This window comes from Proluteimonas luteida, assembly GCF_021191695.1.
Taxonomy (GTDB): Bacteria; Pseudomonadota; Gammaproteobacteria; order Xanthomonadales; family Xanthomonadaceae; genus Luteimonas; species Luteimonas luteida.
In genome coordinates this window covers 1-13,518 of the sequence record NZ_JAIWPT010000009.1, presented here as the reverse complement: position 1 = coordinate 13,518, position 13,518 = coordinate 1, and the positions used below count along the sequence as shown (strand labels likewise).

At 69.6% G+C, this 13,518-nt stretch carries 14 protein-coding genes; 11 read left to right on the top strand and 3 right to left on the bottom strand.

The features are described from left to right. The first annotated feature begins 14 nt into the window (after nucleotides 1-14). Entirely contained in the window at nucleotides 15-1,856 is a 1,842-nt protein-coding gene (locus LDO26_RS09305; RefSeq protein WP_232130817.1) for an ArnT family glycosyltransferase, read from the top strand. 159 nt (nucleotides 1,857-2,015) lie between these two features. Here LDO26_RS09305 and LDO26_RS09300 read toward each other — a convergent pair whose 3' ends face one another. Then, entirely contained in the window at nucleotides 2,016-2,636 is a 621-nt protein-coding gene (locus LDO26_RS09300) for a Maf family protein (RefSeq protein ID WP_232130959.1), read from the bottom strand. A gap of 16 nt (nucleotides 2,637-2,652) precedes the next feature. Further along, nucleotides 2,653-3,027: a hypothetical protein gene (locus LDO26_RS09295; RefSeq protein ID WP_232130816.1), complete on the bottom strand. Its 375-nt coding sequence runs from the start codon at nucleotides 3,025-3,027 to the stop codon at nucleotides 2,653-2,655. A gap of 164 nt (nucleotides 3,028-3,191) precedes the next feature. Here LDO26_RS09295 and LDO26_RS09290 point away from each other — a divergent pair, with 164 nt between their 5' ends. The 8 genes from LDO26_RS09290 to fabF all read left to right on the top strand — a co-directional run bounded on the left by LDO26_RS09290 (nucleotide 3,192) and on the right by fabF (nucleotide 9,708). Further along, nucleotides 3,192-3,707, top strand: a complete 516-nt coding sequence (locus LDO26_RS09290; RefSeq protein ID WP_232130815.1) for a YceD family protein — start codon at nucleotides 3,192-3,194, stop codon at nucleotides 3,705-3,707. A gap of 22 nt (nucleotides 3,708-3,729) precedes the next feature. Further along, a complete protein-coding gene (gene rpmF / locus LDO26_RS09285) occupies nucleotides 3,730-3,924 on the top strand; it encodes a 50S ribosomal protein L32 (RefSeq protein WP_232130814.1) in 195 nt (64 codons plus the stop codon). A gap of 227 nt (nucleotides 3,925-4,151) precedes the next feature. After that, nucleotides 4,152-5,135, top strand: coding sequence for a beta-ketoacyl-ACP synthase III (locus LDO26_RS09280; protein ID WP_232130813.1), 984 nt, complete (start codon nucleotides 4,152-4,154; stop codon nucleotides 5,133-5,135). A gap of 73 nt (nucleotides 5,136-5,208) precedes the next feature. Then, nucleotides 5,209-6,003, top strand: a complete 795-nt coding sequence (locus tag LDO26_RS09275) for a BUD32 family EKC/KEOPS complex subunit (protein ID WP_232130812.1) — start codon at nucleotides 5,209-5,211, stop codon at nucleotides 6,001-6,003. A gap of 115 nt (nucleotides 6,004-6,118) precedes the next feature. Beyond that, nucleotides 6,119-7,063 carry an ACP S-malonyltransferase gene (fabD, locus tag LDO26_RS09270; RefSeq protein ID WP_232130811.1) on the top strand — a complete coding sequence of 315 codons (945 nt, stop codon included), beginning with the start codon at nucleotides 6,119-6,121 and terminating at the stop codon, nucleotides 7,061-7,063. Between the two features lie 138 nt (nucleotides 7,064-7,201). Beyond that, a complete protein-coding gene (gene fabG / locus LDO26_RS09265; RefSeq protein WP_232130810.1) occupies nucleotides 7,202-7,945 on the top strand; it encodes a 3-oxoacyl-ACP reductase FabG in 744 nt (247 codons plus the stop codon). Between the two features lie 130 nt (nucleotides 7,946-8,075). Continuing rightward, complete coding sequence (gene acpP / locus LDO26_RS09260; RefSeq protein ID WP_101926605.1) at nucleotides 8,076-8,315, top strand: acyl carrier protein; 240 nt, start codon at nucleotides 8,076-8,078, stop codon at nucleotides 8,313-8,315. A 154-nt stretch (nucleotides 8,316-8,469) separates the two neighbouring features. Next, on the top strand, nucleotides 8,470-9,708 hold the full coding sequence (gene fabF / locus LDO26_RS09255; protein ID WP_232130809.1) for a beta-ketoacyl-ACP synthase II: 1,239 nt from the start codon (nucleotides 8,470-8,472) through the stop codon (nucleotides 9,706-9,708). Between the two features lie 352 nt (nucleotides 9,709-10,060). Here the strand turns inward: fabF and cysS are convergent, their stop codons facing one another. Next, nucleotides 10,061-11,428 carry a cysteine--tRNA ligase gene (cysS, locus tag LDO26_RS09250; RefSeq protein ID WP_232130808.1) on the bottom strand — a complete coding sequence of 456 codons (1,368 nt, stop codon included), beginning with the start codon at nucleotides 11,426-11,428 and terminating at the stop codon, nucleotides 10,061-10,063. A gap of 152 nt (nucleotides 11,429-11,580) precedes the next feature. Between cysS and LDO26_RS09245 the strand changes: the two genes are divergently transcribed. Both LDO26_RS09245 and LDO26_RS09240 read left to right on the top strand, forming a co-directional pair. Next, a complete protein-coding gene (locus LDO26_RS09245; protein WP_232130807.1) occupies nucleotides 11,581-12,096 on the top strand; it encodes a glycine zipper 2TM domain-containing protein in 516 nt (171 codons plus the stop codon). Nucleotides 12,097-12,490: 394 nt separating this feature from the next. Then, nucleotides 12,491-13,518 (top strand): N-acetylornithine carbamoyltransferase (locus LDO26_RS09240; protein ID WP_232130806.1); only part of this gene is annotated, 1,028 nt, incomplete at its 3' end.

The window sequence follows — 13,518 nt, the reverse complement described above, 5'->3', positions numbered from 1 at the left end:
GTTCAATGCGGCGGATGGAAGTGCGGACGGTCTTCATCGTCCTGTGGATCGCGATCATGGCGCTCAAGCTGGTGATCGCAGCGCGTCTGCCGTTGTTCGTCGACGAGGCGTTCTACTGGCTCGAGGGCCAGCATCTGGCCTGGGCGTATTCGGACCTGCCCGGGCTCACCGCCTGGCTGATCCGTCTTGGCACGACGCTGTTCGGCGACGGCGTGCTCGCGGTGCGGCTGCCGTTCCTGGCGATCTCGGCACTGGTGCCGTGGCTGATCGTCTCCATGACCGCGCGCGAGTTCGACACCGATGCCGGCTGGATCGCCGGCTGCGCGGCGCTGCTGCTGCCGTTGCTGGGATCGCTCGGGGTGATGGCGTTGCCCGATGCGGTGCTCGCGCTGGCGACTGTGCTGTGCCTGGATGCCGGCATGCGCCTGCTGCGCGAGGTCACGCATGGCGCGGCGCTGCTGCTGGCGCTGGGCCTGGCGCTGGGCGCGCTCAGCCATTACCGCTTCATCGCCGTGATCGGCGTCGGCATCGTCGTGCTGCTGTGGCTGCCGCGCGGACGCGAGGTGCTGCGCGATCCGCGGGTGTGGATCGCGATCGCGTTCGGCGCCGCGGCGTGGATACCGCTGCTGATCTGGAATGTCGACAACGCCGAGGCGGGCCTGCGCTTCCAACTGGTCGACCGGCACCCGTGGGCGCTGCATGCCGACGGCTGGCTGTTCGTGGTCGTGCAGGCGCTGCTGGTCACGCCGCTGCTGTTCGTCGCGCTGATGATCGGTGCTTGGCGCGGACGCAAGGCGCCGAACGATGCCGCGCGGTTCCTGGCGATCTGCGGCGGGCTGCTGGTGCTGGGCTTCTGCGTGCTCGGCTTCGTCGCCGACACCGAGCGCGTCAGCTTCCACTGGCCGCTGCCGGGCTACATCGCGCTGCTGCCGCTGGTCGGATTCGTGCTGGCGCAGTGGCCGCGCTGGCTGCGGGTGGCGACCTGGGCCACGTTGGCGCTGGGGTTCGTCGGCGTCGTCGGCTACTACTCGGCGGTCTCATCATCGCAGCTGCGCGCGCAGATGGCGGCACAGAAATGGTATCCGTCCAACTTCGCCGGCTGGGATACGCTGGCCACGGCCGTCCGCCAGCAGCTTGGCGAGATGCCGGACGACACCGTGCTGGTGGCCGACAACTTCAAGGTCGCCGCGGAACTCGGATTCGCGCTCGACCGGCGCGACATCCGCGTGCTCGACCATCCGCTCAACCGGCATCACGGCCGCGCACCGCAGCTGCAGCTGTGGGGACTGCAACTCGGCGACCGTGCCGAGCTCGGCGGGCGCCCGGTGTTGCTGGTGGTCGGCGCCAGTGACGTGAAGTTCAGCGCGCTGCTCGCGCGTTACCAGGCGATCTGCGCGCGGATGGGTGGCCTTCCGGTCACCCGCGTGGTCAACGCCGACCGCGGTGGGCAGCGATTCGTGCTGGCGCGGCTGGACCCCGGCGCGGCCGCCGACGGCGACTGTGTGACGCCCGCGGTCGCGCATGTCGACGCACCGGCGCCCGGTGCGCGCGTGTCCGGGCACTTCGAGGTGCGCGGCTGGGCGGTCAAGGACGGTAGCGGCGTGGCATCGGTGGTCGTCACCCTCGACGGTGCGCCGGTGGCGGATGCCCGGTACGGTATCGCCAACGGCTGGGTCAGCCAGTTCCTGCAGGGCGGTTCGCGTGACCCCTCGCAACCGGATGTCGGCTTCGCCGCGACCGTCGATGTCGGTGATCGCGCGCCGGGGACGTACTGGCTCGGCATCGAGATCATTGGCAGGGACGGATCGGTGGAGCGTTGGGCCGAACAGCCGTTGCGTATCCTGCCAATGGACTGAGAGGCTGAGAGTATTCGCCCGTCGATTGCGACCGCCGCCACGGACGCCCGGCGACGTTCTCGCTACGGCGTTCGATTTACTCTCAACCTCTGACGCGGTACAGAGGCGGACGATCTGCCGCTTCGCGGGACGGGCCGGCGCGCGCCGGGACTGCACTCCTCAGGGGCAGCGAAACCCGGCTTCGCGCAGCAGCCGGGCGGTGGCGATCAACGGCAGGCCGACCAGCGCGGTCGGGTCGTCGCTGTGGATCGCCTCGAACAGCGCGATGCCCAGGCCTTCGCATTTGAAGCTGCCGGCACAGTCGAACGGCTGCTCGGCGTCGACATAACGTTCGATCTCGCCGCGCTCGAGCCGTCGGAACCGCACCTCGGTCCGGTCGTGCACCTGCAGCAGCGCGCCGTTGCCGGGACCGCCGTCGGCAGGCGCGTGGATGCCGTTGACCAGCGCCACGTGGGTATGGAAGTGCACGGTGCGTCCGGACATCGCCGTCAGCTGCGCGATCGCGCCTGCGCGGTCGCCGGGTTTGCCCAGTGGCCGGCCATCGAGTTCGGCCACCTGGTCCGAGCCGATGGCCCAGGCGCCCGGGTGGCGCATGGCGACATCGCGGGCCTTGGCGACGGCCAGCCGGCCGGCGAGGGCGGCTGGCGCCTCGCCGGGGCGCGGGGTCTCGTCGACGTCCGGCCGGGCGCATTCGAAATCCAGCCGCAGGCGTGCCAGCAGTTCGCGCCGGTAGGGCGAGGTCGAGCCGAGGATCAGGCGCGGTGCCGGCGTTTTCGTCATGCCCATGACCGGCGACTCATGGCAGGGCGTGCCCGCGCGCATCCGCGATCCGCTGCAGCTGCTGTTCGAGTCGGCCGCGCGCGGCTTCGATCGAGGCCCGCATCGTGTCCAGCGTTGCCGGACTGGCGGACGCGCCATGCTGCTGCAGCCACAGGCGCTGGCGCAGCATTTCCTGCAACGCCTCACGCACCGGGTCCCCGTCCGTGCCGGCCACGGTTCCGGTCTCCGCGCGCGCCAGCCGCAGCCGGGCTTCCAGCGCATCGGCGGCATCGAGCACCTGTGCGAACGCGGCGCGGCGGCGATGGACGCGTCGTCGGGCGGCGGCGACGATGGCGATCGTCGCGGCCAGCAGCACGCCCAGCAGTGGCAACAGCACGTCGACCAACGACACGTCGGCTCCATTTTCCCGACAAGGCGGGTCCCCGGCAAAGGCGGGCAGTCTGACGTCCGCCGCCGCGACCGGCAAACCGCCGCTGGACCCGGGCGGCGGGCGGCACCGGTCCGGCAGCGCCCGGTTTGACAGCAGGATTCGCGATCTTTAATATTCAGCGGCTTATGTCCGCCGAAATGCCCGGGTTGGTTGATGCTTGGCGCATGGTTGCGGCCAGGAGTCGTCTTGAGGGGCGGCTGCCGCTGTCGTCGATGACGCGCCTGCGCGATGTGCTGGCCGATACCGGGGGCGAGGTGGTCTGCTCGCTGGATTTCGACCATGACGCCCTGCGGGCGCCGTATGTGGAACTGCGTATCGAAGCAGACCTGCCGCTGACCTGTCAGCGCAGCCTGCAGCGGTTCGTGTTTCCGGTGCGGATCGTGCAGCGGCTCGGCCTGATCCGCGACGAGGCGGACGAGGCCGGCCTGCTGCCCGATTACGAGCCGTTGCTGGTGCCGGAAGACGGCATGCTGGCACCGGCCGAGCTGGTCGAGGACGAGTTGATCCTCGCCGTGCCGGCCATTCCGGTGGCGCCGGGCTCGGAAGCGGTCGATCGCGACTGGCCGGTGACGGCGGAAGAAGAAATACGCGTCAACCCGTTCGCCGGGCTGGCGACCCTGAAGAAAGACCGAAACAACTGAACCTGTTGCTGGAGCAATTCCCATGGCTGTGCAGAAATCCCGCGTTTCCCCCTCCCGTCGTGGCCAGCGCCGTGCGCACGATGCGCTGACCGCCAAGCAGCTGGCGACCGACCCGACGACCGGCGAGACGCACATCCGCCACCACGTCACCGCCGACGGCTACTACCGCGGCAAGCAGGTCATCCAGCCGAAGACGCGCGTCGTCGAGGAAGACTGATCGCAACGCCCGCCGTCGTGACGACGGCGGGTGGTCACGATGCCGGCCGTGCCCTGTGCATGGCCGTTGTCGTGTCGGCATGGATGCCCCGTGCCGGCGACCGGAGGCGGTGACGCCACGCCCCGATCGCAGGCTTCTGGTCGACTGCTTCCGGCTGCCCGCCTGACCCGGTCGCCCGTTCCACGCGCGCCGTGCCGCGCGTGACTTCTGCGAGGACCGCAGTCCAGATGACCAGCGAACGCATCTACTCCCGAATCGCCGGCACCGGCAGCTACCTGCCGGAGAAGGTGTTGACCAACGACGACCTGTCGAAGTTCGTCGACACCAGCGACGAATGGATCGCCAGCCGCACCGGCATCCGCGAGCGCCACATCGCCGCCGAAGGCGAGACCACCGGCGACCTGGCCTACCACGCCGCGGTCCGCGCGCTGGAAGCCGCGGGCGTCGAGGCCGGCGAGCTGGACCTGATCGTGCTCGGCACGACCACGCCCGACATCATCTTCCCGTCGACCGCCTGCCTGCTGCAGGCGCGCCTCGGCGCCAACGGCTGCGGCGCGTTCGACGTCAATGCCGCCTGTTCCGGTTTCCTGTACGCATTGTCGGTCGCCGACAAGTTCATCAAGTCCGGCGATGCGAAGACCGTCCTGGTGGTCGGCGCGGAAACCCTGACCCGGATGGTCGACTGGACCGAACGCACGACCTGCGTGCTGTTCGGCGACGGTGCCGGCGCCGTCGTGCTCAAGGCCGACAGCGAGACCGGCATCCTCAGCACCCATCTGCACGCCGACGGCGGCAAGAAGGAACTGCTGTGGAATCCGGTCGGTGTGTCGGCCGGCTTCAGGGAAAACGAGAAGAACGCCGGGGTGCGCATCCGCATGGCCGGCAGCGACGTGTTCAAGTACGCGGTCAAGGCGCTGGACTCGGTGGTCGAAGAGACGCTGGAGGCCAACGGCCTGGACCGCCGCGACATCGACTGGCTGATCCCGCACCAGGCCAACCTGCGCATCATCGAGGCGACCGCCAAGCGGCTGGAGATGCCGATGGACCGGGTCGTTGTCACCGTCGACCGGCATGGCAACACCTCGTCGGGATCGGTGCCGCTGGCGCTGGACGAGGCGGTGCGCTCCGGGCGCGTGCAGCGCGGCCAGCTGGTGCTGCTGGAAGCCTTCGGCGGCGGCTTCACGTGGGGTTCGGCGCTGCTGCGCTATTGATCCACCGGTTGTCGTGGCGCAGGGCCGCCGCAGCGTGGGGCCGCCGGGGTCCACAGCGACGAGGAGAAGACCCATGGGCGTGGAAACCATCGTGGTGGCCGGGCATGACGCCTGGCTCAAGGCCTATGACCGGGCCGGCAGCCGGCGGCTGAGCCTCGGCGTGCTCGACGCGATCGCACGTGGCCTGCAGCTCGACGCCCTGCGGCCACCGCCGCATCCGGGAGGCGGCGAAGCCAGGCGGATCGAAGCGCGTCGCCTGGCCGAACTCGAGGCGCTGGGCGTGCGCGTGCCGCGCGTCATCGGCGAGGGTGAGTCCACGCTGCTGCTCAGCGACATCGGCATGACGATGGCGGCGCGGCTGCGCGCGGCCGATGGCGACGCCGACGCGATCGACGCACTCACCACGCGCGTGATCGCCGCGATCGCCGATGCGCATGCGCGTGGCGCCTACCTCGGGCAGGCGATTCCGCGCAACATCGCCATCGACGATGCCGGCAACGTCGGCTTCCTCGATTTCGAGGAGGATCCGCTCGAGGTGATGTCGCTGCCGCAGGCGCAGGCCCGCGACTGGCTGCTGTTCGCGTTCGGCGTGGCGAAGTACTACGACGGTCGCACCGATGCGTTGGCCGGGATGCTCGCACGCGGGCTGCATGCCGAACCCGACGAGGTGGTCCATCAGGCGCAGCGGGTCGAACGCCTGCAGGGCTTCGCCCAGAGGATCCGCTGGCTGGGACGATCGGCGCGGCAGCTCGCGCATTCGATCCTGGTCGTACGCGCCGCCACGCTGCTGCCGGTGCTGGTCGTGGTCGCGCTGCTGGCCGACTGGCTCGAGGACGGCGAGATCGAGCTGCTGCAGATGCTGTTCTGAGCTGCGCGGCGCCCGCGCGCCTCGTTGCGCCGGCCGCGCCGCAATACGCCCCGGTACAGACAATGCCGGCGGTTGGCGCTTATCATCGCCCCCGTTTCCAGCGCTGGAAGATCGCGTGACCGCATCGCAACTCGCATTCGTGTTTCCCGGCCAGGGCTCGCAGTCGCTGGGCATGCTGGCCGAGCTGTCCGAAATCCACCCGGTGATCCGCGAGACCTTCGAGGAAGCCTCGGACGGTGCCGGCGTCGATCTGTGGGCGCTGTCGCAGGGTGGCCCGGAGGTCGAACTGAACCGCACCGAGTACACCCAGCCGGCACTGCTGGCCGCGGGCGTGGCGGTGTGGCGCGCATGGCTGCAGCAGGACGGCGCGCAGCCGGCGTGGCTGGCCGGCCACAGCCTGGGCGAGTACTCGGCGCTGGTCGCGGCCAACGTGATCGCACTGCGCGACGCCGCGCAGCTGGTGCGCGTGCGTGGCCAGCTGATGCAGAGCGCCGCGCCCGAAGGCACCGGCGCGATGGCCGCGGTGATCGGTGCCGACGACGCCATCGTCGCCGAGGTCTGCGAGCAGGCCTCGGGCGTCGAGGTCGTGGTGCCGGCGAACTACAACTCGCCGGGGCAGATCGTCATCGGCGGCCATGCCGGCGCGGTCGACAAGGCGCTGGCGCTGCTGGCCGAACGTGGCGTGCGCAAAGCGGTCAGGCTGGCGGTCAGCGTGCCGTCGCACACGCCGCTGATGCGCGAGGCCGCCAACCAGCTGGCCGAGGCGATGGGCGGCATGCTGTGGACCGGGCCGTCGATTCCGGTGGTGCAGAACGTCGATGCGCAGGTCCACGACGACGTCGCGGCGATCCGCGACGCGCTGGTGCGCCAGCTGTACCTGCCGGTGCAGTGGACCGGATGCGTGCAGGCGCTGGCCGCGCGCGGCGTCGCCCGGATCGGCGAATGCGGCCCGGGCAAGGTGCTCAGCGGCCTGGTCAAGCGCATCGACAGGTCGATCGACGCGCGCCCGCTGGGCACCGTCGACGAGTTCTCGTCCGCCCTCAACGGATGGGGCGACTGATTCCCTTGCCGCGGATCCACGCGGACAAACGCGGATCGGATCGAAAGCAACAAGCACATTGATCCAATGCGTTTCCCGCTTTCATCCGCGCCCGTCCGCGCGGAGCCGCGGAAAACCAACGCATTCCCGGAGCATTCCATGAGCACACCCCTTTCCGGCGCGATCGCACTGGTCACCGGCGCCAGCCGCGGCATCGGTGCGGCGATCGCCGACACGCTGGCCGCGCAGGGCGCGACCGTCATCGGCACCGCGACCAGCGAGGCCGGCGCGGCGAAGATCGGCGAGCGCCTGGCCGCGCACGGCGGCCACGGCCGCGTGCTCGACGTGACCGCGCCGGGCGCCATCGAGGCGCTGGTCGACGCCGTCGCCAAGGAGTTCGGTCCGGTCTCGATCCTGGTCAACAACGCCGGCATCACCCGCGACAACCTGCTGATGCGGATGAAGGACGAGGACTGGCAGGCGATCCTCGACACCAACCTCACCAGCGTCTACCGCACGTCCAAGGCGGTGCTGCGCGGCATGATGAAGGCGCGCCACGGCCGCATCATCAACATCGCCTCGGTGATCGGCGTGACCGGCAACGCCGGGCAGGCCAACTACGCGGCGGCCAAGGCCGGGATCATCGCCTTCAGCAAGTCGCTGGCCAAGGAGATCGGCTCGCGCGGCATCACCGTGAACGTGGTCGCGCCCGGTTTCATCGCCACCGACATGACCCGCGACCTGCCGGAAGCCTCCAGGGAGGCGCTGATCCAGCAGATCGCGCTCGGCCGCCTCGGCGAGCCGTCGGACATCGCCGATGCGGTGGCGTTCCTCGCCGGGCCGTCGGCGTCCTACATCACCGGCGAGACGCTGCACGTCAACGGCGGCATGTACATGCCCTGAGACGTGCGGGTCGTCGTCCCTGTTTCGAGGGCAAGTCATTGAATGGCAAGGGCTTAGATGGTGGTGCGCCCATGGCCCGGCTTTCCCTTACACTATCCACCGAAAACCGCCTCCCCGGAGCAGACAACCTATGAGCAACATCGAAGAACGCGTCAAGAAGATTGTGATCGAACAGCTGGGCGTCAAGGAAGATGAAGTGAGCAACAGCGCTTCGTTCGTCGACGACCTGGGCGCGGACTCGCTGGATACCGTCGAGCTGGTGATGGCGCTGGAAGAAGAGTTCGAGTGCGAGATCCCGGACGAGGAAGCCGAGAAGATCACCTCGGTGCAGCAGGCGATCGACTACATCAAGTCGCACGCCAAGGGCTGATGCCCGCGACCGCGCATCGCCGGCCCGCCGGCCTGCGCGGAAAGCCGGCCGCCACGGCCGGCGCATCACCTGGAACCAGTACGAGGCCGCGATGCGGCCTCGCGCATATTGGCGGCAGCGTTGCGCGCCGCATCCGTCACTTCGGGAGACCATCATGGCCAAGCGCCGCGTCGTCATCACGGGCATCGGCATCCTCTCGCCGCTGGGCAACGACCTGGCGTCGAGCTGGGACGGCATCGTCAACGGCCGCTCGGGCATCGGCCCGATCACCCATTTCGATGCCTCCGCGTTCGCCACGCGCATCGCCGGCGAGGTCAAGGACTTCGACCCCGCGCAGTGGATCGGCCCCAAGGACATCAAGAAGATGGACCCGTTCGTGCACTACGGCGTGGCCGGCGCGATGATGGCCATCGGCGATGCCGGGCTGGAGATCCGCGAGGACGACGCCGAACGCATCGGCGTGGCGATCGGTGCCGGCATCGGCGGGCTCAAGGGCATCGAGGAAACCGCGATCAAGTACCACGAGGGCGGCCCGCGCAAGATCTCGCCGTTCTACGTGCCCAGCACGATCATCAACATGATCTCCGGCCAGGTCTCGATCATGACCGGCGCCAAGGGACCGAACATTGCCGCGGTGACTGCGTGCACCACGGCCACGCACAACATCGGCCTGGCGGCGCGCATGATCCAGTACGGCGATGCCGACGTGATGATCGCCGGCGGCGCCGAGTTCGCGACCACGCCGACCTCGGTCGGCGGCTTCTGTTCGATGAAGGCGCTGTCCACGCGCAACGACGACCCGACCGCGGCCTCGCGTCCGTGGGACCGCGACCGCGACGGCTTCGTCATGGGCGACGGTGCCGGCGTGCTGGTCCTGGAGGAATACGAGCGCGCCAAGGCACGCGGCGCGCGCATCTATGCCGAGCTCGCCGGCTTCGGCATGAGCGGCGACGCCTGGCACATGACCGCGCCGAGCGAGAACGGCGAGGGCGGGGCGCGCTGCATGCGTGCGGCGATCCGGGATGCCGGCATCGAGCCCGCGCAGATCGGCTACATCAACGCGCACGGCACCTCGACCCCGGCCGGCGACCTCGCCGAGACGATGGGCATCAAGAGCGTGCTCGGCGACGATGCGGCCAAGGTCATGGTCAGCTCGACCAAGTCGATGACCGGGCACCTGCTGGGCGCGGCGGGCGGCGTCGAAGCGGTGTTCTCGACGATGGCGCTGCACACCGGCGTGATTCCGCCGACGATCAACCTCGACAACCCGGGCGAGGGCTGCGATCTCGACTACGTGCCGCACACCGCGCGCGAGGTCCAGGTCGAGTACGCCATGTCGAACTCGTTCGGCTTCGGCGGTACCAACGGCAGCCTGGTGTTCCGCCGCATCTGAAGCTCGGGATTCGGGAATCGGGACAAGGTTTCCGGAATCCGGGTCCCGGTTTCGTTGGTGTCTTCCCCCGGGTCTGGTGAATAGCGCTGCCTTTCCCTTCCCCCGTTTGCGGGCATTGCGCCCTTTACGGGTGGAAGGTGCCCGAAGGGCGGATGGGGGCGTGCAGAAGGCGCAAAAATCGCCCTAATCCGGCGCTTCGCGCCACCTTCTCCCGCTTGCGGGAGAAGGGAAAGGCAGCGCGGTTCCCGGCGCGTCGGGGGGTTGCCCCGACCTGCGATCGGGATTCGCGGCAGCCGGCGAAGAACCTTCTGTCTTCAGCGCGGCGTAGGGCGGGTCTCGACCCGCCGATACCTCAGCCGCGCTTCCAGCGCACGCCCTGCGGCGTGTCCTCGAGCACGATGCCCGCGATCGCGAGCTGGTCGCGGATCGCGTCGGCGCGGGCGAAGTCGCGGGCCTTCTTCGCGTCGATGCGCGCGTCGATCAGCGCCTGGATCCGTGCGTCGTCGTCGTCGGCGACGCCGCGGGCGAACCAGTCGGCCGGCGCCTGCTGCAGCAGGCCCAGTGCGAGGCCGGCGCCGAGCAGTTCCGCCTTCAGCGCTGCGCGCGTGTCCGCATCCACGGCCTTGCGCGCCTCGCCGGCGATGCGCGCGAGTTCGGCCAGCGCGGCCGGTGTGTTGAGGTCCTCGTCGAGCGCGCGCTCGATGCTGTCGGGGATCCGCGGTCCGGCGTCGACGTCGGCAAGGTCGCGCAGGGTGCCGTAGAGGCGGTCGAGCGTGCGCACCGACTGCTCGATCAGCGCGTCCGACCAGTCCAGTGGCTGCCGGTAGTGCGCCGACAGCAGCGCGTAGCGCAGCGCTTCGGGCGGGTGCGCCTGCACCAGGTCGTGCACGCGCTCGATGTTGCCGATCGACTTCGACATCTTGGCGCCGGCGAAGGTCAGCATGCCGTTGTGCAGCCAGACCCGCGCGAACGTGTGGCCGCCGTGGGCGCATTCGCTCTGCGCGATCTCGTTCTCGTGGTGCGGGAACTGCAGGTCGATGCCGCCGGCGTGGATGTCGATGGTCTCGCCGAGGTGCGCGGCCGCCATCGCCGAGCATTCGATGTGCCAGCCCGGACGGCCCACGCCCCACGGCGAATGCCAGCCGGGGAGGTCGGGCGTCGACGGTTTCCACAGGACGAAATCGCCGGCGCCGCGCTTGTACGGGGCGACCTCGATGCGGGCGCCGGCCAGCATGTCGTCGGGGTCGCGGCGCGACAGCTTGCCGTAGTCGGCGAAGGTGTCGACCGCGAACAGCACGTGGCCCTCGGCCGCGTACGCGTGGCCGCTGGCGATCAGGCGCTCGATCATCGCGATGATCGGGCCGATGTGCGCGGTGGCCGCCGGCTCGATGTCCGGCGGGGCGACGCCCAGCGCGGCCATGTCCTCGCGGTAGGCGGCGGCGAAGCGGTCGGTGATCGCCGAGATCGGCACGTCCTGCGCGGCAGCGGCGGCATTGATCTTGTCGTCGACGTCGGTGATGTTGCGCGCGTATTTCAGCCCGCCGTAGCGGCGCCGCAACAGGTCGGCCAGCACCCCGAACACGACCGGGCCGCGCGCATTGCCGATGTGCACGTAGTTGTAGACCGTGGGGCCGCAGACGTACATCGTCGGGCAGGCGGGGTCGAGCGGGGCGAACGGCTCCACCCGGCGGGTCAGGCTGTTGAACAGGTGCAGGGTCATTGCGCGGATCGTCGGGAAACCGGCCGATTCTACCGGCCCCGGCGGCGGACGGGGCCAACGTCGCCGCCGGAGACGGGATCCGGCGGTCGTGGCGGGCCGGCAACGATGCCGATTCAGCCCCCGCTGCTGAAGCAGCGCCTAAACTGCCGCCGATGCCCGCTCCCTGCCGCCGGATCCGATCGCCGCGCCTGCCGCGCCCCGCATGGCTGCTTGCGGCCGTCTGCGCCTGCCCGGGCCTGGCGATGGCGCAGCAGGTCGTACCGCCGCCGCCGATGCAGATCGAGAACGCACGGGTCGAGTACGCCCAGGTGCTGCGCGCCGAGCCGGTCTACCAGACCCTGCGCGCGACCAGCATGGTCGAGCGCTGCGAGGCGACCACCCCGGTCGCGGCGCCGGAAGAACAGCGGCGCGGCTTCGCCCGCGTGGTCGGCGCGGTCAAGGACGTGCTGCGCTCCGAGGACGAGCGGGTCGACGAGGTCGACCGCTCCGCCGGCGGCAATTGCCGCATGGTGCCGATCGAGCGCGAGTTCCGGCGGCCGATCGCCTACGACGTCGACTACGTGCACAAGGGCGTGAAGTACCGCTCGCGGCTGCCCTACGACCCCGGCAACCGGATGCGCGTGCGCGTGTCGGTGACGCCGGTCATCGTCCCGCCCGAGGAGCGCTGAAGAGGCCCGGAAGAACGCCAGCCGGCTGCGCCGGGCCGTCGCCATGGGTGTCGGGCACCCGCCTCGCCACGGCGTCCGTTTCCTTCCCGAGCCTTTCGGCGGCGCGCGTGGCTCCGCCTGTTGCAGCGCAGCGCCCTGCATGCGACGATGCGCGCCGATGCAGAACCTCCGCGCCGACGCCGACATCCTCACCTCCGCCCGCATGGCGGCCGGGATGACCTCGCGCGCGCGCCGACCGGAAACCGACACCTTCTCGGGTTAGGCCGGACGTTCGCGTGCAAGCGCAAGTTCTGACAGGACCCGGCCGATGCCGGGTTTTTTCGTTTCCGCCGACCGCAGTTCCGTTCCAGACGCTTCTCCGACCCACGCCCCGCAGCCCAGGACGACTCCCGCAGTGAACGCAAGCACCGTCAATCGTCATTTCCTCAATACCCAGGACTGGAGCCGCGCCGACCTCGACGCGCTGCTGTCGCATGCCGCCGCGCTCAAGCGCGACAAGCTCGGCGACGCGCTGAAGGGACGTTCGATCGCGCTGCTGTTCTTCAACCCCTCGATGCGCACCCGCACCAGCTTCGAGCTCGGCGCGTTCCAGCTCGGCGGCCATGCCGTGGTGCTGCAGCCGGGCAAGGACGCGTGGCCGATCGAGTTCGACCTGGGCTCGGTGATGGACGGCGACACCGAGGAACACGTGGCCGAGGTCGCGCGGGTGCTGGGTCGCTATGTCGACCTGATCGGCGTGCGTGCGTTCCCGAAGTTCGTCGACTGGTCGATCGACCGCCAGGACCGGGTGCTCAAGGCGTTCGCGAAGTATTCGCCGGTGCCGGTCATCAACATGGAGACGATCACCCACCCCTGCCAGGAACTGGCGCACATCCTGGCGCTGCAGGAGCACTTCGGCAGCAATGACCTGCGCGGCAGGAAATACGTGCTGACCTGGACCTACCATCCCAAGCCGCTGAATACCGCGGTCGCCAACTCCGCGCTGACCATTGCCACGCGCATGGGCATGGACGTGACCCTGCTGTGCCCGACGCCGGATTACATCCTCGACGAGCGCTACATGGACTGGGCCGAGCACAACGTCGCCGAGAGCGGCGGCTCGCTGACCGTCAGCCACGACATCGACAGCGCCTACCGCGGCGCCGACGTGGTCTACGCCAAGAGCTGGGGCGCGCTGCCGTTCTTCGGCAACTGGGGCCCGGAAAAACCCATCCGCGACCAGTATCGGCACTTCATCGTCGACGAGGCCAAGATGGCGCTGACCAACAATGGCGTGTTCTCGCATTGCCTGCCGCTGCGCCGCAACGTCAAGGCGACCGACGCGGTCATGGATTCGCCGCGGTGCATCGCCATCGACGAAGCGGAGAACCGGTTGCATGTGCAGAAGGCCGTGATGGCCGCGCTGGTGCGCGGCCATCACGG